16 protein-coding genes are annotated in these 19,928 nt (G+C 70.4%); 11 read left to right on the top strand and 5 right to left on the bottom strand.

Annotated features, from left to right (window positions below; genetic code table 11):
- Window positions 1–159: 159 nt before the first annotated feature.
- Window positions 160–606, top strand: a complete 447-nt coding sequence (locus ACGFRF_RS29950) for a nuclear transport factor 2 family protein (protein WP_393745220.1) — start codon at window positions 160–162, stop codon at window positions 604–606.
- Window positions 607–663: 57 nt separating this feature from the next.
- Here ACGFRF_RS29950 and ACGFRF_RS29945 read toward each other — a convergent pair whose 3' ends face one another.
- The 3 genes from ACGFRF_RS29945 to ACGFRF_RS29935 all read right to left on the bottom strand — a co-directional run bounded on the left by ACGFRF_RS29945 (window position 664) and on the right by ACGFRF_RS29935 (window position 5,309).
- Window positions 664–1,662 (bottom strand): response regulator transcription factor, encoded by a 999-nt coding sequence (locus ACGFRF_RS29945; RefSeq protein WP_393745481.1) that lies wholly within the window; start codon window positions 1,660–1,662, stop codon window positions 664–666.
- A gap of 684 nt (window positions 1,663–2,346) precedes the next feature.
- Window positions 2,347–3,477: a dihydrofolate reductase family protein gene (locus tag ACGFRF_RS29940; RefSeq protein ID WP_393745218.1), complete on the bottom strand. Its 1,131-nt coding sequence runs from the start codon at window positions 3,475–3,477 to the stop codon at window positions 2,347–2,349.
- Between the two features lie 560 nt (window positions 3,478–4,037).
- Window positions 4,038–5,309, bottom strand: a complete 1,272-nt coding sequence (locus ACGFRF_RS29935; protein ID WP_393745216.1) for a helix-turn-helix domain-containing protein — start codon at window positions 5,307–5,309, stop codon at window positions 4,038–4,040.
- 540 nt (window positions 5,310–5,849) lie between these two features.
- Here ACGFRF_RS29935 and ACGFRF_RS29930 point away from each other — a divergent pair.
- The 10 genes from ACGFRF_RS29930 (at window position 5,850) to ACGFRF_RS29885 (ending at window position 17,350) form a co-directional block, all read left to right on the top strand.
- Window positions 5,850–7,151 (top strand): ATP-grasp domain-containing protein, encoded by a 1,302-nt coding sequence (locus ACGFRF_RS29930; protein ID WP_393745214.1) that lies wholly within the window; start codon window positions 5,850–5,852, stop codon window positions 7,149–7,151.
- Window positions 7,152–7,204: 53 nt separating this feature from the next.
- Complete coding sequence (locus ACGFRF_RS29925; RefSeq protein ID WP_393745212.1) at window positions 7,205–8,233, top strand: asparagine synthetase A; 1,029 nt, start codon at window positions 7,205–7,207, stop codon at window positions 8,231–8,233.
- A 117-nt stretch (window positions 8,234–8,350) separates the two neighbouring features.
- Entirely contained in the window at window positions 8,351–9,664 is a 1,314-nt protein-coding gene (locus tag ACGFRF_RS29920) for an acetyl-CoA carboxylase biotin carboxylase subunit family protein (protein ID WP_393745210.1), read from the top strand.
- A 49-nt stretch (window positions 9,665–9,713) separates the two neighbouring features.
- Complete coding sequence (locus ACGFRF_RS29915) at window positions 9,714–10,661, top strand: asparaginase (RefSeq protein WP_393745208.1); 948 nt, start codon at window positions 9,714–9,716, stop codon at window positions 10,659–10,661.
- Window positions 10,662–10,699: 38 nt separating this feature from the next.
- A complete protein-coding gene (locus ACGFRF_RS29910) occupies window positions 10,700–11,980 on the top strand; it encodes an MFS transporter (protein WP_393745206.1) in 1,281 nt (426 codons plus the stop codon).
- Window positions 11,958–12,587, top strand: coding sequence for a hypothetical protein (locus tag ACGFRF_RS29905; protein ID WP_393745204.1), 630 nt, complete (start codon window positions 11,958–11,960; stop codon window positions 12,585–12,587). The genes ACGFRF_RS29910 and ACGFRF_RS29905 overlap by 23 nt, the downstream gene beginning before the upstream one ends.
- Window positions 12,588–12,625: 38 nt before the next feature.
- Entirely contained in the window at window positions 12,626–13,504 is an 879-nt protein-coding gene (locus ACGFRF_RS29900) for a hypothetical protein (protein WP_393745202.1), read from the top strand.
- 170 nt (window positions 13,505–13,674) lie between these two features.
- On the top strand, window positions 13,675–14,661 hold the full coding sequence (locus ACGFRF_RS29895) for a S66 peptidase family protein (protein WP_393745479.1): 987 nt from the start codon (window positions 13,675–13,677) through the stop codon (window positions 14,659–14,661).
- Between the two features lie 143 nt (window positions 14,662–14,804).
- Window positions 14,805–16,058, top strand: coding sequence for a ParA family protein (locus ACGFRF_RS29890; RefSeq protein ID WP_393745200.1), 1,254 nt, complete (start codon window positions 14,805–14,807; stop codon window positions 16,056–16,058).
- Window positions 16,055–17,350 (top strand): ParB/RepB/Spo0J family partition protein, encoded by a 1,296-nt coding sequence (locus tag ACGFRF_RS29885; protein ID WP_393745198.1) that lies wholly within the window; start codon window positions 16,055–16,057, stop codon window positions 17,348–17,350. Before ACGFRF_RS29890 ends, ACGFRF_RS29885 begins: the two co-directional genes overlap by 4 nt.
- Window positions 17,351–17,925: 575 nt before the next feature.
- Here the strand turns inward: ACGFRF_RS29885 and ACGFRF_RS29880 are convergent.
- Complete coding sequence (locus ACGFRF_RS29880) at window positions 17,926–18,960, bottom strand: ABC transporter ATP-binding protein (protein WP_393745196.1); 1,035 nt, start codon at window positions 18,958–18,960, stop codon at window positions 17,926–17,928.
- Window positions 18,953–19,927, bottom strand: coding sequence for an ABC transporter ATP-binding protein (locus tag ACGFRF_RS29875; protein WP_393745194.1), 975 nt, complete (start codon window positions 19,925–19,927; stop codon window positions 18,953–18,955). The genes ACGFRF_RS29880 and ACGFRF_RS29875 overlap by 8 nt, the downstream gene beginning before the upstream one ends.
- Window position 19,928: the final 1 nt, after the last annotated feature.

Genomic DNA, 19,928 nt, shown 5'->3' with positions numbered 1-19,928 from the left:
CTGATCACTGATGATCAAAACCGGAACAAAAGTTGACCACCTGTTCGATCGGGATACCGCCCCGATAGCGGCTGGACAAGGGTCCGCCGGAGGATGGCACAGCGGGATCCGCAAGCCCGCTCACACACCCGGACACGACGAGGGACAGGTCATCACGTGATGAAAAGGAATGAATTCGAGTCATATTCGGCCGGTTCCCCGGTCACGGCGGCCGGTGCCAGACATGTACTGCTCTCCTACCACTACGAGGATATCGGGGACTTCGACGGATATGCCTCCCTGCTGGCGGACGACGTGACGTTCGAGCGTCCCGGCACACCGCCCCAGCACGGCCGCAGCGCGGTTCTGCGTGCCCGCACCGCCGGGGCGACGCCGTACAGGCAGCACGAACTGGTATCGGTGGTGGCCGAGGGCGATGTCGTCGTCGTGCTCGGACGGGTGGTGCAGTCCGCTCCCGGCGCCGTACGAGGCACCCCGCACGGTGTGGATTTCGCGGATGTGTTTCATTTGTCCGAGCACAGCCTCATCAGGAGCTGCCGTCGGTACTACCACGTGCCCGCCTGTGATGGCTCGGCCCCTTCGGCAGCGGACCGGGGACGGCCGTAAGCGGAGAACGAAGGACAGGCGGGGGCACCATCCGGCGCAGGCGGGTCCGGGGACTGGTCAGGCGCCGGCGTGGAACGTTCGCGTGAGGTCGGTCGGGTCGTCGAGCAGTCCCCGCTGGGCGGCGATGACACCGGCCTGGAAGCGGCTCGTGGCCCCCAGCTCCTGCATGATGCTGGCGACGTGCCGCCTGGTGGTCCGCAACGACATGCCCAGGCGGCGTGCCAGCGCCTCGTCCTTCAGTCCCGCCGCCAGCAGCCGGAGGATCGTGCGGTGCACCTCGCGGGCAACTTCCCCCAGCCCGTCGACCGAGGCATTGGCGAACGGTTTCGCCATGACCCAGGTGCGTTCGAAGATCTCGCAGAGATACGCGACCGTGGAGGGTTCCCGGACCACGACGGCGCCGAACTGGTCGTCCTGGGTCTGGATGAACGCGATCTCCCGGTCGAAGACGATCAGGCGCCCGAACAGGTCGTGCACCGTGCGGTATTCGGCACCCAGCTCGGAGGCGGCCGATACGTACTCCTGGCTGGGGCCGTTGAACCGGGCGGTGTGGTGGTACAGCGTGCGCAGCCGGATGCCGCGCGCCAGCATCGCTCGATCGCGCTCGAGCGCCTCCGACATCGCCTCCGGCACCCGTGTTCCTCCGCCGGGCTGCGCGCTCATGACCTCGCTGACGCACCGCAGCGCGGCCTTGTTGAGGAGATGGCGGACGTCGTGGACGTTGTCGACCACCTGAAACGCGTTGAACCGCCGGTCCCGGTCAAGATAGACCGGGAGAAACCGGGACAGCTCCGCCTGAGACCTCGACAGCCACTGGCGCTGCTCCCTGATCCGCTCCTCCACCGGAGCGGCCATCTTCGCGGCCGCCGCATCGGGCGAGACCGCCAGGAGGGCCGCGTCGCCCTGCGCACCGCAGCCCCGCGTCAGGAGGTGGAGTTCGAGCAGCCGGACGACACTTCGCTCGGCCACTTCCTCCCGGACGCCCACCGCTTGGGCGATGCTGTGTACGTCGTGGCCCGGCTCCTCCAGACAGCACGCGTACACGGCCAGATCCACATCGCTCAAGTCCCGCACCGCTCCGCCGTTCCCAGCCCGACCGCGATCGTCCACCACCGCACCTCCTCGCCTGGCCGCGAGACACCTTGCTCGTGCGACGTCGGCAAGGCGCCGCACACTGTCCGAACCTGCCCTCGCCGGCCATCCGGCCGCGCCGTACCTGTGCGCTCGCTCGCCCGCCGGTACACCGCCCCGCGTGGCGAGGCGTCGCGACAGGCGGACGGGTCACGGCCGGACTCAGCCACCCCAGGACGTGTCGGAGCGGGACTCCGGCTCTCCTTCCGGCACGCCCCGGTCGGCACACGGCACCGGTTCGCGCGTCCGGCAGGACGTGGTCACCCATGGATTCAGCAGCATTTCCACTCCCCTCACCGACCGAGCCCACCGAGGGGGTGGAGGAGTCATCTCCGCCCGCTCCATGGACACAGGCCGCGCGCCCTTCGGGCAGGACCTCTTGTACGCCGCACGTTAGGGACGTCCTCCATTGCGCCGCTATGCCCGGCCTATCTCGGCGGACGGCGGGGGGCGGCCGGCTCGATCCCGGAGTCGTGCCGCGCCGCGCCGCGGGCCGGTTCCGGCCGCACAGCGGTTGACCCTCCCCGATACGGTCGTGCGGAGCTTTCGGCCGGACGTCACCGGCACGCGGGCGGTGTGTCCCCGCAGGCGTGGGAGCCGCCGGCCGGCTCAGACCCCCAGGTGATGGTTGGGTTCCTTGGCCCGGTCCGCCAGTTCCGGCAGGACCACCACGCGCGCCCCGCTGCCCGTCAACAGCCCATTGCCGTCCGCGGCCTCGACGAACGTGTCGGGCTCCCGCCAGGCCGTCACCACGCGCCGCACCCCGGCGTCGAGAATCAGCCGGGCACAGGGCATCGGCCGGGAGGACCTGCGCGCGCACGGTTCGAGACTGCTGTACACCGTGGCACCGGCCAGCCGCGGCTCATCGGGGGTGATCTTCGCCAGAGCGGCTTCCTCCGCGTGGACGACCGAGTCCCCGCCTTCCCGCGAGTGGCCCCGCGCCAGCTCGGTGCCGTCGGCGGCCACCACCACCGCGCCGACGCTGAACGCCGTCGAGGAGGGCGGGCACTGGGCCGCCAGGTCGCAGGCGATCCGCAGCCAGTGCCGGTCGGCCGGCACGGCCGCATCACCGGCGCCGGGCGCCGTCGGCTCGTAACGCGCCAGGACCACGTCCTCGACGGCTCTGACCTCCACCAGCCTGAGCCGACCGCCCTGGTAGCCGCCGGGCCCGAACAGCCGCGGTGCCTGCGGGTCGCCCACCAGCAGCGGTGCGAGCACCAGTTGCAACTCGTCGGCGAGCTGCTGCCGAAGCAGCTGGGTGTGCACCTTCCCGCCGCCCTCGACCATCAGCCGGCCGACCCCGCGCACGTCGTGCAGGTGCTCCAGCAGCCGGTGCCAGTCGACCTCGGCGCCCAGGGACACGACCTCGGCCGGCACACCGGCACGGCGCAGCCGGCCGGCGCCCTCGTCCGTCGTGTAGACGACCTTCTCCCCGCCGGTGTGCCAGAAACGTGCCCGCGGGTCCAGCTCTCCGGAGGAACTGACCGTGACCTTCAGCGGGTGCTCCGGCCGGCCCGCGGAGATCCGGGCGTCGCGCCGAGCGGGCGATGCCACCAGCAGCCGGGGGTTGTCCGCCCGGATGGTCCCGGCGCCCACGAGGATCGCGTCGGCCGAGGCCCGTACCGCGTCGACCCGGTCGAAGTCGGCCGGGCCGGACAGCAGCAGCCGCTGGGGGCCGGCGTCGTCCAGGTGACCGTCGAGGGAGACGGCGGCGGACAGCAGAACATAAGGGCGAGGCATCGGCGCGCTCCTGTTCGTGGGGGGACAACCTGACGGGCACACATGGCGGATGGGGTTGTCTTCCGAGCAATGTACTACCCGCAACCGGTGTGCTGCGGGGGTCCGTTCACACCTGGCCGGTGAAGCGTCCGCCGCTGCGACAACCCACGCGGCGGCGGCGTGACCGCACGGCCAGGCCCATGCCGTCAGCCGGACGCGGGCAGGCCGGTTCCGCCACCGAGCTGACCGGACGGGACTGCGGGCGAAACACGTGTGCCGCGGTACCGGCCGACAAGGCAGGTGCCCACGCGGTCCGGAGCAATCGCGCGACGAGGAGAGCGGGCAGGGCGGCCGACCGGCCGAACCGCGCCATCAGCGGCGGACGGGCAGGCGACTTGGGCACGAGTGCCAGGACGTCCCGCACCGGCCGGCCCCAGTCGTCGGCCGGTGTTCCGACGAGCGCCTCGGTACCGGGGCCGTCGCGAGCTCGGCCGCCAGGAGGGTGACCCGGAGGCCGGCCGTGGACGGCCGGGTCGCCGCGGTGCGTCCGTCGGGGCCGCTGCCGGCGAACGCCGTCGGCGTCACTGCGGGTTCTCGACCGCGGACCCGTCCGGGTTGTCGGTGGTGTCCGGGTCGCGGTGGACGCCCGCAAGGGTGGTTGCCAGCACTTGCCAGACCTGGGCCGCCAGGTCGAGGTTCTTCGACTCGGTGGCCTCCTGCCCCAGCTTCTGCAGGGTCGCCACGCCCTTGTCGTAGTCGCCGTCCAGAATCATCAGACGGCCCGCGAGCGCCGACAGGCGCACCCGGTCCCGGTAGGCCAGCCGCTCCCCGCCGTTCTCCAGCACCTCGGCGCACAGCCGCCGGGCGTCGTCCAGGCGTCCTTCGTGGAAGGCCAGATGAGCTTGCAGAGACTGCAGTTCCAGTACCTGCACCGGTGTGCCGACCAGTTCGACAGCGGGCTCGACCTCGCTCAGCCGGTGACGGGCGGAGTCGAGTTCCGGCGGTGCCATCTGCAGCGCCACCGCGGCGGCCGCGATCCTGAGCCGGGTCCACAGTGTCAGGTCGTCGCCGGCCTCGAGGAGCCCGATCGCCTCCTTGAGCCGGGCCTGGGCGGCGTCGAGGTCACCGCGGCGGCCGTGGACGACGGCCGACGTCCACAAGGCTTCGGCGGCCTGTGCGGGTGCGGCGGCGGGGACCCATTCGTTCTCCAGCTCCTGCGCATGGCGGAAGGCGTCGTCAAGTGCCCCGCCCTCGGCCTCCACGCTGATCAGGGTCGTCAGCGCGGGGATGCCGTCGACCGCCGGCAGGTTCTCCATCCAGGCGAGGTCCAGCGCCTCGGCGGCCACGGACTGGGCCGTGCGCACATCGCCCCGCACCCGCAGGCAGCGCGCGTGGTGCACCCGTGCCCTGACCCGCAGCTCCGGTGTCTTGAGGACGTCGCTGAGCTCGACCAGCTCGGTCAGGACGCGCAGTTCCCGTTCGTGGTCGCCCTGGCGGTTGAATTCGAGGCTCACCAGCCACAGCGCCTGCCAGCGGGCCGCCGGATCGCCACCTTCGTCGTCCTCGACGGCCTTCAGCAGGACGTGTGTGGTGTCCAGGGACGCGGGCGCCGATGTCACGGAGGCTAGCGCCTCACCGAGGGAGGCCCCGCCGAGCTGCTCGAAGGCCGACACCTCCACCCCCAGCCGGTCGGCCAGGTAGGCGACGGCCCGTTCGGTGGGCCGCCGTTCACCCGATTCCAGCCGGGACAGATAGCCGGTGGACAGGCCGTCGCCGGCGACCACGGCCTGGCTCATGCCCCGCTCCAGCCGGAGCTTCTTCAGACGGCGGCCGAAGTGCGGTTGCTCGATCATCTCCACCTCACAGGTTTCTACGGGCGTCCTCCGACCTCTATGCCCTGTCTGTGAACGACCAGGTCCCGGGCGGCTGCTCGTCAGCCTACCGGAGGGGACACAAGTCCTGGCAATTATTTGCCTACGTTTGTCACCATGCCCTCCCCGCGGGCAATCAACCCCACTTCCGATGCCCCTGTCACCCATACGCTTAGGCGGCATATCGACCCATATGCCGCTGCAGCTTCGCCCCGCAGTCTGACAACCCTCTGGAAAAGGTTGCCAAACCTGTTGGCAGCGTCATAGCCTCAAGGCGCTCGACCGGCTTCCCGCCGGCCCAACCACGTGGGGGTTTCCATGCCGGTTTCCATGCCGGTCCCGTCCCGCCCCTCCTCCCGAGCGGTCATCGGAGCCGGCAACTCCGAGATCGAGTGGCCCTGACCCAGCCGGCAGACACGGGTCGCGTGTCCTTGCCTTCGACCTTGTCAAAGTTGCCCACGGATGATCGGCCGCCGAGCCCGCCCCGGCAACGTTGTCGCGCAGCAGTCCGAGAGGTGAATGATGTCCGTCGCAACGCACGAGAAGCAGTCCACGATCGTCCTGTGCAAATGGCAGCCTGACCTGTTCAGGCATCTGACGGAACTGGCCGAGCGCGTCTACGTCGTGCTCGACGAGTTCGACGTCACGCGTATGAACCCGGACTGGGCCGCCCTGACGCGGGCGGACAAGGTGTACCGGATCAGCAACTTCAATTCGCTCGAGGAACTCGGGACCGTCGCCGCGGACATACTCAGCCGGCGGGTGAACGTCGACCGGGTGCTCAGTTTCACCGAGTTCAGCCAGTTCGGCGCCGGTTATCTGGATCTGCTGCTCAGGCCCGGTTACGCCGACCCCACGGACCACGTCGCCATCCGCGACAAGCGTCTCATGAAGGAGAAGGTCACGGCCGCCGGGGCCATGGCGGCGAGATTCCGTTCCGTGAGTCATCCGGTCGACCCGGAGGACATCGGCTCCATCGCCGCGGATCTCGCATTCCCCGTCGTGCTCAAGCCGGCCGTCGGCTTCAGCACCATGAGCACCGTCAAGGTGGAATCTCCGGAAGACCTGGAGCAGGCGGTGCGGGACATCGCCATCGCGCCGGAGATCCGTTCCCCCCAGCTGATGGTGGAGGAGTTCGTGCGCGGCCGCGAACTCCACGTGGACTCGCTGTGGCTGGACGGCGAGGAGCAGATGTTCCTCGTGAGTTCGTACGAACAGCCACGGCTGTCGGTGATCGAGCGGTGGCGGGCGGGCGAGCGGGACCTCATGGTCGACGGCAGCTCCGTCATAGCCGAACAGGACGCACCCGCCCTGTACGAAAGGGCAAGGGAGCTGCAGCGCATCGTGAACACCGCGCTCGGCATCGACAACGGCGCCAGCCACATGGAGGTCTTCGAACAGGCGGACGGCACTCTCGTCTTCTCGGAGGTCGCCACCAGGTTCCCCGGGGCGTGGGGACCGGACCTGCTCTCCCAGTACTCGGGGCGCAGTGTGTGGAAATCCCTCGCCCAGGTTTCCACCGGAAATCCCGCTCCGTCCGAGGAGCGGTCGCACCGCTACTTCGCGAGTTTCGACCTGAAGGCGCCCGGACCCGGCCGCATCACGGCCATTCCGAGCGACAAGGAGATCGAGGCGGTGGACGGAGTCCTCAAGTGGACTCGCATCCGCCGCGTGGGCGACGTCGTCACCTTCGACCACCCCTCCGAATGGTGTCTGTTCGTCACCGTGGGCGCGAATTCACCGGAAGAGCTCGAAAAGGCTCTGCTCCGAGCTCGAGAAAGCCTGCGCATCGAGGTCGACGGGAACGACGGCCCGACCGGCTGACACACCCGTACGACCGCAGCCGTAAAAAACACATTCAGAAAAGGAGCACGAACATGACCGCTACGTATCAGCCTTCGAAGATCTGGGAGAAGACCGAGAACTACCAGCGTGAGGTGCTGCGTAACCCGTGGTACCGGGTGATCGCGGAGCTGCAGAACTCGATCACCGAACTGACCGTCGACTTCTGGCGCGCACGCGACGCCCGGACCGCCTACCTTCCCGTCACCACCGGCTCGATCTCCAGCCCCATGGGGCTGGGCAGCGACTCGCTGCCCGTTCAGGTGGACCTGTTCGGGCAGAAGACCTACCTCGCCGACTCCATGCAGTTCATGCTCGAACTGGGCTGCCGCATCACCGGCAAGGACACGTACTACATCATGCCGTCCTTCCGCGGCGAGGACATCGACCCGCGGCACCTCAGCCAGTTCTTCCACAGCGAGGCCGAGATCCGCGGCGGCCTGACCGACGTGATGCGGGTCGTGGAGGAATACCTCGTCCACCTCGCGGGCGGCATTCTCGAGCGGCACAGCGCCGAACTGCGGGCCGCGGGCCGGGATCTCTCCGACATCGAGACGCTGGCCAATGGCGGCAAGTTCCGGGTCGTCACGTTCGAGGAGGCGGTACGCCTCCTCGACGGCGAGGGGGTGCACAACGAGCCGGGCGAGCCGGGCAAGCCGGGCTGGCGGACCCTGACGCACGCCGGCGAGCGTCTGCTGATGAAGCGTCTGGGCGAGTTCACCTGGGTCACCCACTTCGACCACCTTTCCGTCCCCTTCTACCAGGCCTTCGCCGACGGTGACCGCTCGACGGCCGCCAACGCCGACCTGCTGTTCGGCATCGGCGAGATCGTGGGCTCCGGCGAGCGGCACCAGAACGTCGAGGACCTGGTGGAGGCGCTCGCCATCCACCAGGTCGACCTGGAGCCCTACGCCTGGTACGCGGACATCCGCAAGTCCGAGCCCCTGCGGACCGCCGGCTTCGGCATGGGTGTGGAGAGGTTCCTGATGTGGCTGCTGGACCACGACGACATCCGCGACATGCAGCTGGTCCCGCGGGAGAACGGCAAGAACATCGTCCCGTGACCCGCTGACCGGGACAGCCTCACCAGACCTCGCGACGCCGGGCAGGCGACGGGACATGTCCGTCGCCTGCCCGCCCGAGCGACCCCCCCACCCCATGAGAAGGGAACGAAAAAGACAATGTCCGGGAAGTCGGCCCTGGTGATCGGGCTGGATCGGTACGTACTGGATGCCTGCCGCGAGCTGGGCTACGACATGGTCGTCGTGTACGGCGCGGCGGTGAAGGACTTCGCCTTCTACCCCGTGCCCGAGGACGTGCCGGCCGTCCTGGTGGACGATCAGCGCAGCCTGGAAGCCGTCATGATGGGGCTGGGCCGGGCCGGACTGCTGGAGCGCCGCTATGACGTGGTCGTGACGTCGGACGAGTTCGCGGTCGTCACGGCGGCCGCGCTGGGCCGGCACTTCGACGCGCGGGCCGTTCCCCTGGACGTGGCGGTGAACTTCCGCGACAAGTCGGTCCAGAAGTCGATCGTGACGGCGGCCGGTGTTCCCACCGCCGCGTTCCAGTGCGTCCCCGACGTCCTGGACATACCCGACGACTTCGAACTGCCCTTCAGCCCCGCGGTGCTCAAGCCGGTCGGTGGCGCGGCGACGAGTCTGACGTCGGTGGTGCACACCACGGCCGACGTCAGGGCGTTGTCGGAGGAGTACCTGCGGGCCGGGGTACCCGTCCGGTCGTTCATCGTGGAGGACTTCTCCCACGGCGAGGAGTGGTTCGCCGACGGCTTCCTGGTCGACGGCACCATCGGCTTCTTCGCGCTCGGGCGTTACCTCAAGACGTGCCTGGGCACGGTCCAGGAGAACCTGCCCCTTCAACTGGTCCAGTTGGACCCCGTCACCGAGAAGTGGGCGTTCGACTCCGCGGAGCCGGTGATCCAGCAGGCCCTCACCGCTCTGGGCCTGCGGTCGGGCCCCTTCCACATGGAGCTGTTCGCCGACCCCGAGTCCGGCCGTGTCGTGTTCGGGGAGTGCGCGGCCCGCAGGGGCGGCGTGCTGACGCGGGACGCCGTGCTCGCGAAGTACGGTGTCGACCTGGCGCGGGCGGGTGTCCAGGCCCTGGCCGGGGAGCGGCCGGACTTCCAGGTGCGGCACGAACCGGCGGTCATCGGTTCGACCTTCCTGCCCTGCACACCGGGTGTGCTCGCCGATCGTCCCTCCGTCGACCAGATCATGGAGCTGCCCGGGGTGCTCTATGCGCAGATCGAACTGCCGCGCGGTTTCCTGATGCCGCATTCCCTCAGCAACGCGGTCGTCAAGCTGGGCCAAGTGCTGCTGACAGCCGACTCTCACGAACAACTCTTCGATCGCATGGCGTACGTGACGAGCTGGGTGGCAGAACGGACGCACGCTCTGTCCTCGGATCTGCCGGCCCGGATGCTGCGACGCGACGACCGCGAGCCGATGTGCTCGTTGCCGGTCACGCTCACGGCCTGACGAGTCGACACGTGTCGACCGTCCTCATTGCCCAACGGTAGGTACGAATATGTCGAAAAGTCAGAAACTGGCCGATGTCATGCGCTCCGGGTTCGTGGAGAGCCTCCACTACGGCAGCGTCGCCGGAATCATGCCGGACGGCTCGGTCGGCCTGCGGATGGGAGACATCGCGCAGCCGATCCTGCCTCGCTCGACGGCGAAGCCCTTCCAGGCGTTGGCGTGTCTGCGGGCCGGCGCCGGTCTCTCGGGCACTTCGCTGGCCATCGCCGCGGGGAGCCATATCGGGGAGCCGCTGCACACCGCCGTCGTCGCCCGCGTCCTCGCGGACGCCGGCCTGGACGAGAAGGCGCTGCGCTGCCCACCGAGCGTGCCGGGTCACGAGTCCACCCGAAATGAGCTGATCCGCCGGAACGAGGAGCCGTCCCCCGTCTACATGAACTGTTCCGGCAAGCACGCCGCCATGCTCGCGGCGTGTGTCGCCTCGGGTTGGCCGACCGAGTCGTACCTGGACCCGCGGCATCCGCTGCAACGTCTTGTGTGTGCGGTCGTCGGCGAGGCGGCCGGTGACGCGGTCGAGCACGTCGCGGTCGACGGATGCGGTGCGCCCATCTTCGCGATCAGCCCGGTGGGGCTGGCCAGGGCGGCGCGCGGCCTCGTGCTGGCGGAGCCGGGCACCGCGCCGCGCGCCGTGGTCGACGCGATGCGGGCGCATCCCGAGTTCGTCGGCGGCACCCACAACCACGTCGACACCGATCTCATGCGTCTGGTGCCGGGCCTGGTGGCCAAGAGCGGCGCGGAGGGGACCCTGCTGCTCGCCACCGAAGCCGGCCACGCCGTGGTGGTCAAGGTGAGCGACGGCGGCGCGCGTGCCACGGTCGCGGTCGGTCTCGCCGCGCTGGACGCGATGGGCGTGGACGTGAGCGCGGCACACGCCCTGAGAAGCACGTCCGTCATGGGGCCCACCCGGATCGCCGACGCGATCCGCGTCGCGCTCTGACCGTCCTCTCTCACAGGAAGAGCGAAGGAATATACGCCATGTCACCCTTGCGGGCTTACCGCGATCTTCCGAGGAACGCCAAGATCCTCCTCGGCAGTATGTTCGTCAGCGCGACCGGAGGGGGACTGGTCCAGCCCTTCCTCATCGTGTACTTGACGCAGTACCGGCACATCGCCGTCGCCTCGGCCACGGCAGCGCTCTCCCTGATCGCCGCCGGCTCCATAGTCGGTGCGCTGGCCAGTGGGTTCGCTGTCGACCGGGTGTCCCTGAGACGGGCGGGGCTCGTCTATCTGACCGTCGTGTCCGCGGGCACGGCCGGGTTCGCCGCGGCCGACTCGACGTGGTCCGCCCTCGCCACGTCCGCGGTGTACGGGTTCGGGCTGGGCGGCGGCGGAACGGTGCTGAACGCCGCCGTCGCCGAGTCCGCGCCCGAGGGCCGCTCCACGAGCGCGCTGTTCGGTGCGAAGGTCGCCGCCGTCAACGCGGGAGTGGGCATCGGTGTGCTCCTCGGCGCTGTCCTCGTCGACGTGTTCGGCTCCGGTGTCTTTCCCGTGATGTACCTGGCGGACGGGGCCAGTTCCCTGACCGTCGTCGGCGCTTTCGCCGTGGTGGTGACGGCCACGCGCCGTGGGTCGCGGTCCGGCGCGCAAGGGCGCGCGGCGAAGGAGGCGAAGGCCGGCCCGCGCACGGCCGGAACCCGCCGGACGGGTCCCCTGCTCCTGGTGACGCTGGCCACGGCAGGCGTCCTGTTCGCCGTCGGGTACGGCCAGATCCAGTCGACCGTGCCGGTGATCGCGACCTCGGCGCACGTGACCTCCAGCATGCTCGCCGTCACCTTCTTCGTGAACGCCGTGTTCATCGTGGTCTGCCAGGCCGCGTTCGCGTCGTGGATGGACTCGACCGCGCCGGGGCGGGTCCTGGCCTGGGGCGCGCTGTCCTGGGTGGCGGTCTGGGCGGTCTTCTTCCCACTGGTTCTCTCACGGTCGTTCGTCACCAGCACCGCGCTGCTCACTGTGGCCATGACGACCTTCGCCGTCGGCGAGGTCCTGATCGGTGGGGCGTTGCCGGCCATCGTCAACAACCTCGCCGACGACACGAACCGGGGCCGGTACAACGGCGCCCTCTCCCTGGCCACCCAGACCGGTCAGGTCGTCGGCCCGCTGGCCGGTGGGGCACTGCTGGCGGGGGGCCGCGCGGGCGTGCTCGTGGCGCTGCTGGCCGCGGGGTGCCTGCTGTCCGCCCTCGCGGGATGGCGGATGGAGCGAGCCGATTCCACGATCCGCCGATGGGAAGCCCATGTCCCCGAACTCGTCAAGTAGGCGTCTGCTGCGAGCGGGCCGTGCCGCCGCCCGACTCCTGGAACCGTCGTCGGCCGCTGCGGCGCGGGCGGGGATCACACCGCAGTGGGCGGCTGTCGTCGCGAGCGGTCTGCTGTACCTCGGCATGCAGGTGGGGCACACCGTCCGCAATTCCAACCGCTGGCCGTGGTGCTCGTACAACATGTTCAGCTACCGGTCGCGCGACCGCGCCTACCAGGCACGGGTCCGTCTGTTCACCGACCGGTCGACGGTCGTCGGACCGGCGGACCCGTGGGGGCTGCTGCCCCTGGAGTTCTTCCGGGTCGTGTCCCTCGTCGACGATGTCTTCATCGAGATGCGCGAACAGGGCCGGCAGGAACAGTTCTGCCGGTCGGTGATCGAGTTGCTGAACACGTCGTCGTGGTCGAGGTTCGACGAGCGCCGCGCGTCGTTCACCCCACCGCCCGGGGAGAGGTTCGTGGCCATCGAGGTCTATCTCGTCGTCGTGGATTTCCGGGTGTGCGATCCCCAGGACAGGACCGACGTCGTCTCGGCGGAACTTCTCCACCGGCACGACCCCCTCGGCGTGGCGGCCATCGCCGAGGCGCCGAAGTGGACATTGCGTTGACATGCCGGAAGGACCGGCAGGAAAGAGGGCGAACGACGATGCGTTCGAGCAGGTTCCGTGGTGCCGGGCGGCTGCTTCGGCAGATCTTCGTGGAACAGCCGCAGGCGAGTTCCCAGTTGTCCCTCGCGCGGATCGTGACCGCGCTGTCCGCCCTGGAGACCGTGCGGCAGATGCCGCCCGGCAGGGTTGTGGAACAGCTCAGGGAGCCGGAGCCCGAGCAGCGTGCCGGTTCCCGCCCGCGGTTGCGGATGAGCCGGCGCGGATATGAGACGAGCCGGGTGGTGGCCGCGGTGAGCCTGGCGCTGTGGGGCGCCGGCGTCCGGAGCCTGCCCGTGACCGCGTGCGCGAACATCAGTTTCGGCCTGGCCCAGAAGCACGTGGTGGACTTCCACAAAAAGGCCTGGAACTACAACTCCCATCTCAACGCGTTCCTGGCCCTGTTGTCCGCCGTCGGTGAGAAGGGCCGCCGCCCCGACGGCACGCAGGCCGCCAGTACGGCCGACTCCGCCGCTCTGGCGGTGCTCCAGTTGTACTACGCCACCATGTACTTCCAGTCGGGCCTGGCCAAACTGCGCGTCGGGGGCCCCGGATGGGCGGACGGCCGGACCCTGCGCGCCGGCATGGCCGAGCACGGCAACGCGATCGGCAGGCGTATCAGCAGGGCCCCGCAACCGGTGCTCGCCGCCTGTGCCTCGGGAGCACTGGCGTTCGAACTCCTCTTCCCGCTGGCGCTGCTGCTGCTGTGGGACAAGAAGGCCGTGCTGGGCCTGACGTCCGTCGGATTCCACGGCGTCATCAAGGCCACCATGGGCATTTCCTTCTGGCACCACTCGGTCTTCGCGCTCCCGCTGTTCGCCGGCCCGGAGACTCTTCGTCGCCTCCCCGAGGGGCTCCGCAAGCACCTCCGCGCGCTGTGACCGGCACAAGCACCGACGGTGGCGCGGGCCGCACGGGACGGAGCACGGCCGGCCGCGGGTGGCTGCCCGGCGACGTGCCGTCCGCCGGGCCGTCCGGGCGGGACGCGGGCCCTGGGACCATCCGGCACACGCCGCTCCGCCTTCCCCGCGCCCTCCGCCCCGGCGACCGCATCGGCGTCACCGCGCCGTCGAGCGGCGTCGGTGAGCGGCTGGCCGAGCGGCTGCGCATCGCCGTCCGGGAACTCGAGGCGCGCGGGTACGAGGTCGTCGTCGGCCGGTGCATGGACGGCACCGGGCACGTCAGCGCACCCGCTGCCGACCGGGCCGAGGAGCTGATGCGGATGCTGGTCGACCCGGCCGTCCGGGCCGTGGTGCCGCCGTGGGGCGGCGAGACCGGGATCGACCTGCTGCCCCTGCTCGACTGGGACCGGCTCAGGGACGCCGAACCGACCTGGCTCGTCGGCTTCTCCGACATCTCGACCCTCACGGTGCCCCTGACCCTGCTCACCGGGACGGCGACCGTCCACGGCAACAACCTCATGGACACGCCCTACCACGTGCCCGCGGGGCTGGTGTCCTGGCTGGACATCGTCGCGGCGCCTCGGGGTCACCGGTTCACCCAGACCTCGCCCGGCCGTTACCGGTCGACGGGCTGGGACGACTACGCGGCTTTCCCCGAGGTACGGCAGTACAGTCTGGACCGCGCCGGTACGTGGACCCGCCTCGACTCCGACGCCGAAGTGGAAGTCGAGGGACGGCTGATCGGTGGGTGCATCGAGAGCCTGTGCAACCTGACCGGCACGCCCTTCCTCGACGTCTCCTCCTTGTGCCGCGACGAGTCACGCGGCGGCCTGATCGTGTACGTGGAGGCGGCTCGTGCCGACGCCTTCGCGGTCTGCAGGCACTTGCACGGCATGCGCCTCGCGGGCTTCTTCGACCGGGCGAGCGCCGTTCTCGTCGGACGCACCCGAGCGCCCGACGGCGCCTCGCTGACCCAGCACGAGGCGGTGCTCGATGCTCTCGGTCCTCTGGGTGTGCCCATCATCGCCGACGTCGAGTGCGGCCACGTGCCGCCGCACATGCCGATCGTCAACGGCGCTCACGGGCGCGTCGTGTACGCACGGGACCGGAAGGAGCTGACGCAGTTCATGGAGTGACGGCCCCCGGCCCTGCCGGGTACGGCGACGAGGGGTACGGGCGTTGCGTTCGTCGGCCGGCCGGCGCCCACCACGACACGGCAGTCGGCTTAACTAACGTGTCGACGACGCGAACGATCACGAGCGTTAGTAAGGTACCCCCCATGAGTTCTCCAGCCTCCTCCGGCGACCGCGACAAGGTCGTCTCCAAGCTGCCGGGCCAGCTTCGGCAAGACCTGAAGGTCAGAGCCGCCCAGCACGGCCTCGAGATCCAGGCCGCCGTCGAGCAGGGCATCAGGGACTGGTGCGCCCTCGCCTCGGCCACCGAAACCGTCGACACCGCGGGCGCCGACTCCTTCTCCACCTTCCTCCCGCCCGGGCAGTGGGAGACGTTCCGCAAGGTGGCGGCGGACCGCAGCGTCTCCCTCATCCAGGGACTCGCCCAGTCCGTCACGTTGTGGCTCGACTCCAATCCGGCGCCCGACGTCGAGCGGCCCAGCGTCACCCGCCGCGTCATCGTCTGCAACCAGAAGGGCGGGGTGGGCAAGACCGCCATCACGGCCGGCGTCGGCGAGGCGCTCGCCGAGTCCCCCAACGCCCTGCACGCCGTGCGGGTGTCGAAGGCGCTCGCCAAGGCCCTGCGGGCCGGCGACGCCGAGCAGGGCGAGGACGAGCCCCTGGAGATCGAGAACCTGCCCGGCCTCGGCATGCGGGTCCTGCTCGTGGACTTCGATCCCCAGTGCCACCTCACCAACCAGCTCGGCGCCGCTCCCCTGCCGATGAACGGTGACAGCCTCACCAACCACATGGCGGGCGACCCCAAGGGCGACCTGCGCGACCTCGTCGTGCCCATCGACCAGGAGACCTTCGGCGACCGTCTGCACCTGCTGCCCGCGTGCAACGACGCCTTCCTCCTCGACGTGCGGCTGTCCGCCGTACGGGCCCGCGAAGCCGCGCTCGAGCGCGCCCTCGCCCCGCTGGAGCCGGACTACGACGTCATCATCGTCGACTGCCCGCCCAGCCTCGGCCTCAGCATGGACGCCGCCGCCTACTACGGCAGGCGGCGCGACGGCGAGAAGCCCGGTCAGTCCGGTGCGCTCATCGTCGTGCAGGCCGAGGACAGTTCGGCCGACGCCTACGAACTGCTCACCACGCAGATCGACGACCTGCGCGACGACCTCCAGATCGACATCGACTATCTCGGTATCGTCGTCAACCTGTACGACTCGCGCCGCGGTTACATCGCCACCTCCTCGCTCCAGGGCTGGGTCGACATAAAGGATCCGAGGGTGGTGGGACTGATCGGCGACCTGAAGGAACAGAAGGAAGCGGTCCGAATGAAGCAGCCCCTGCTGTCCTACGCCCCCAAGTCGCAGCAGGCCATCGGGATGCGCGCACTGGCCCGGGAGATCTCATGAGCAAGGCCGACCAGCTGGGCGCCGGACGTTTCGGCGGCGCCCGGCCCGTCAGCGCACGCCGGCAGGCCGTGGCCGCCGCGACCGGTGTGCCGACCGAGGGCGTGGCTCCGCCCAGCGAGCTGCCCGTCCACCAGATCAGCCCCAACCCCGACAACCCCCGCTCGCAGCTGGGCGATCTGACCGACCTCGCGGGCAGCCTGAAGACCCACGGTCAGAAGCAGGCCATCACGGTCATGAACCGTGATGCCTATCTCGCGGCCAACCCGGACCGTGCGGGCGACCTCGAACCGAACACCACCCACGTCGTCATCGACGGCAGCAGCCGTCTGGCCGCCGCCCGCGAAGCCGGCCTGGCCACCGTCAAGGTCATGGTGAGCGACGAACAGGGCAGCACGTCTGAGGAGCTCCTCGAATCCGCGCTGGTCGCCAACATCCACCGGCAGGACCTGGAGGAACTCGACGAGGCCCGGGCTCTGCAGCGGCTGCTCGTCATCCACGGCAGCCAGACGGCCCTGGCCAAGCGGCTGCACCGCTCCCAGGGCTGGGTGTCGCAACGGCTGGCGCTGCTCACGCTCACCCCCGAACTGCAGGCGCGGATCGGCCAGGAACCCATCGACCTGCTGCGTGCCGTCGGCAACAAGCCGGCCGACCAGCAGATGGCGGCGCTCGAGGCTCTCAAGGCCGAACGCGCCCGCAGGGATGCGGAGAAGGCGGCCCGCAAGGCCGCTCGCCAGGCGGAACCCGCGGCCGACCCCGGCCCGGCCGAGGACGGCGACGCGGCCGGGACCGATGCCGGACAGGCCACCGTGACCGCGGCAGCGACGGTGCGCGCCGAACCGCCGACGGTACCGGCCCAGGCACCGCCGGCGCAGGCGGACACCACCGGCCCGGCCCAGACACCGCCCACCCCGGCGGACACCACGGACCCGGCCCAGACACCACCCGCCCAGGCGGACACTGCTGACGCGGGCCGGGAAGCGGCCCCGCCCGAGGCTTCACCCGCGGTTTCGCTCCCGGTGCCGCCGAAGCCGGCCCAGCCGATCGCCCCCCCGCGCACGGCCGCGGCCTCCTCCGGCGGCACCGCGCCGACGGCCGCCAACGGGCAGCCCCGGACCCTGCCGTACGACGAGCCCGGTTCCCTCGCGATGCTGCTGGACCGGAAGATCGAAAGCGACGACACGTTCTTCGCCCTCATCGACTTTCTGAGCGTCAGGGCACTGCAGCGCGACCCCGCCCGGCTGGGCGAACTCGCGCAGCGCCTCGTCGACCAGGCCACCGCTCAGATCGACTGAACCGGTGGGCCGAAGACGGCGTGGGGCTCGGGGGCGGCCCATCAGAGCCAGTGACATGGCCAGGGGCACGCCTGAGATGGTCACACGTGTGTCCTGACGGCACCGTACGGGCGGCCGGGGCGGGGGGGGGGGGGGGGGGGGGGCGGCCGGCGGGGCGGCGGCCGGGCGGGGGGGGGGGGGGGGGGGTGGGGGGGGGGGGGGGGGGGGGGGCGGCCGCCGGCCGGCGCCCCCCCCCCCCCCCCCGCCCCCCCCCCCCCCGCCCCCCCCCCCCCCCCCCCCCCCCCCCCCCCCCCCCCCCCCCCCCCCCCCCCCCCCCCCCCGCGGGGAGGGTGGCGCTCAGCCCCCGGGGGACGGGGCCGCTGCACCACGCGTGGTCCGAGGCGGTCAGGTGGTTCCGATCGCCGAGATCTCGCACGGCCCGGAGCATTTTCCGAACCGAACACCTCTACTCTCGCGCCGCACGGCCGCCACCGCCATGGGGCACACCCCATGATCGGGGCGGCGAGACGATGAGGAAGTCCCTACATGTGGGCCGGTGTTCGCGGTCAGGGAGGGCACGCTGGACAGCGTGCCGGTCACCTGGGTGTGTGTACTGGCTTGTCGCGCTCCTCGGCGAAGTGGCAGGCGGAGTCGTGGGCGGCGGGGCCGGCCGTGTGCCGGAACGCCTCCGGCACCGCGAGCACGGGGGCGTCGACGGCGCAGCGTTCGCGGGCCTTCCAGCAGCGGGTGCGGAAACGGCAGCCGGAGGGGATGTTCGTCGGGGAGGGCACGTCTCCGGTGAGGATGATCCGCTCCCGGTGGTCTCTGGCCTCCGGGTCCGGGACGGGCACGGCGGACAGCAGCGCCTGGGTGTAGGGGTGGGTGGGGTGGTCGTAGATCTCCGCGTCGGTGCCGGTCTCCACGATCCGCCCGAGGTACATCACCGCGACCCGGTCGGAGATGTGCCGCACGATCGACAGGTCGTGCGCGATGAAGAGGTACGACAGGTCGAACTCGCTCTGCAACCGGTCGAGGAGGTTGATGACCTGCGCCTGGACGGAGACGTCTAGCGCCGAGACCGGCTCGTCGGCCACGATGACCTCCGGGCGCAGCGCCAGGCCGCGGGCGATGCCGATGCGCTGGCGCTGGCCGCCGGAGAACTGGTGCGGATAGCGGTTGATGTACTCCGGGTTGAGGCCGACGACGTCCAGCAGCTCCTGGACCTTCCGGCGCCGGTCGCCCTTCGGCGCCGCCTCGGGGTGGATCTCGTACGGCTCCCCGATGATGTCGCCCACCGTCATGCGGGGGTTGAGGGAGGTGTACGGGTCCTGGAACACCATCTGGATGTTGCGGCGTACGGCCTTCAGGGCTCGGCCCGAGAGCCTGGTGATGTCCTCGCCCTTGTACCTGATGGCGCCGGCCGTCGGCCGCTCCAGGCTGACCAGCATCTTGGCGACCGTCGACTTGCCGCAGCCCGACTCCCCCACGATGCCGAGGGTCTCCCCCTTGTCGAGGGTGAAGTCGACGCCGTCGACGGCCCTGACGGCACCGACCTGCTTCCTGACCAGGATGCCCTGGGTGAGCGGATAGTGCTTGACGAGCCCGCTGACTTCCAGGATCGGCTCAGACATCGAGGCACTCCCTCCAGAAGTGGCAGGCGCTCACCCGGTGGTCGGCCACCTGGTGCGGGGCGGGTGTGTCGGTGCGGCAGACGTCCCGGGCCATCAGGCACCTCGGGTGGAAGGCGCAGCCCGGCGGGATGTCCATGAGGTTGGGTGGCAGGCCCTTGATGGCGTACAGTTCCCGGCCCTTGGCGTCCAGGCGCGGGATCGATTCCAGCAGGCCCCTGGTGTAGGGGTGGGCGGGCGATGTGTAGATGTCGCGCACCGGTGCCTGCTCCACGATCCGGCCCGCGTACATCACCGCGATCCGGTCCGCCACGTCCGCCACCACCCCCAGGTCGTGCGTGATGAGGATCAGCCCCATCCGGTATTCGCGCTGCAGCTCCGCGAGCAGGTCCATCACCTGGGCCTGCACCGTCACGTCCAGCGCGGTGGTGGGCTCGTCGGCGATGATCAGGGCCGGTTCCAGCGCGAGCGCCATCGCGATCATGATGCGCTGGCGCATGCCGCCGGAGAACTGGTGCGGGTACTGCCTGACCCGCTCCTTCGCCGCCGGGATGCGCACCCGGTCCATCAGCTCGACGGCCTTGGCCCGCGCGTCCTTCTTCGACATCCCCCGGTGCACCACGAACATCTCGCCGAGCTGGTCCCCCACCGGCAGCACCGGGTTGAGGGCCGACAGCGCGTCCTGGAAGATCATCGCCACCTGCGCGCCGCGCACCCGGCGCCGTTCGCTCTCCTTCAGCCGCAGCAGGTCCTTGCCCTGGAAGAGGATCTGGCCGCCGGTGATCCGGCCCGGCGGCGTGTCGAGGATGCCCATCACGGCCTGGGCGGTGACCGACTTGCCCGAACCCGATTCGCCGAGCACCGCCAGGGTCTCGCCCGCGTCGACGCCGTAGGAGACGCCGTTGACCGCCTTGGCGACCCCGTCCCGGGTCCGGAACTCCACGTGCAGGTCACGCACTTCGAGCAGCATG

The sequence above is a fragment of the Streptomyces sp. NPDC048521 genome (genome assembly GCF_043199855.1).
Taxonomy (GTDB): Bacteria; Actinomycetota; Actinomycetes; order Streptomycetales; family Streptomycetaceae; genus Streptomyces.
Note: the sequence above shows the minus strand (reverse complement) of the source record. Positions and strands in the feature narration are given on the sequence as shown.

Coding starts and splice junctions, on each gene's coding strand:
- ACGFRF_RS29950 (WP_393745220.1), top strand. CDS start 160: ATGAAAAGGAATGAATTCGAGTCATATTCGGCCGGTTCCCCGGTCACG.
- ACGFRF_RS29940 (WP_393745218.1), bottom strand. CDS start 3,477: ATGCCTCGCCCTTATGTTCTGCTGTCCGCCGCCGTCTCCCTCGACGGT.
- ACGFRF_RS29935 (WP_393745216.1), bottom strand. CDS start 5,309: ATGATCGAGCAACCGCACTTCGGCCGCCGTCTGAAGAAGCTCCGGCTG.
- ACGFRF_RS29930 (WP_393745214.1), top strand. CDS start 5,850: ATGTCCGTCGCAACGCACGAGAAGCAGTCCACGATCGTCCTGTGCAAA.
- ACGFRF_RS29925 (WP_393745212.1), top strand. CDS start 7,205: ATGACCGCTACGTATCAGCCTTCGAAGATCTGGGAGAAGACCGAGAAC.
- ACGFRF_RS29920 (WP_393745210.1), top strand. CDS start 8,351: ATGTCCGGGAAGTCGGCCCTGGTGATCGGGCTGGATCGGTACGTACTG.
- ACGFRF_RS29915 (WP_393745208.1), top strand. CDS start 9,714: ATGTCGAAAAGTCAGAAACTGGCCGATGTCATGCGCTCCGGGTTCGTG.
- ACGFRF_RS29910 (WP_393745206.1), top strand. CDS start 10,700: ATGTCACCCTTGCGGGCTTACCGCGATCTTCCGAGGAACGCCAAGATC.
- ACGFRF_RS29905 (WP_393745204.1), top strand. CDS start 11,958: ATGTCCCCGAACTCGTCAAGTAGGCGTCTGCTGCGAGCGGGCCGTGCC.
- ACGFRF_RS29900 (WP_393745202.1), top strand. CDS start 12,626: ATGCGTTCGAGCAGGTTCCGTGGTGCCGGGCGGCTGCTTCGGCAGATC.
- ACGFRF_RS29890 (WP_393745200.1), top strand. CDS start 14,805: ATGAGTTCTCCAGCCTCCTCCGGCGACCGCGACAAGGTCGTCTCCAAG.
- ACGFRF_RS29885 (WP_393745198.1), top strand. CDS start 16,055: ATGAGCAAGGCCGACCAGCTGGGCGCCGGACGTTTCGGCGGCGCCCGG.
- ACGFRF_RS29880 (WP_393745196.1), bottom strand. CDS start 18,960: ATGTCTGAGCCGATCCTGGAAGTCAGCGGGCTCGTCAAGCACTATCCG.
- ACGFRF_RS29875 (WP_393745194.1), bottom strand. CDS start 19,927: ATGCTGCTCGAAGTGCGTGACCTGCACGTGGAGTTCCGGACCCGGGAC.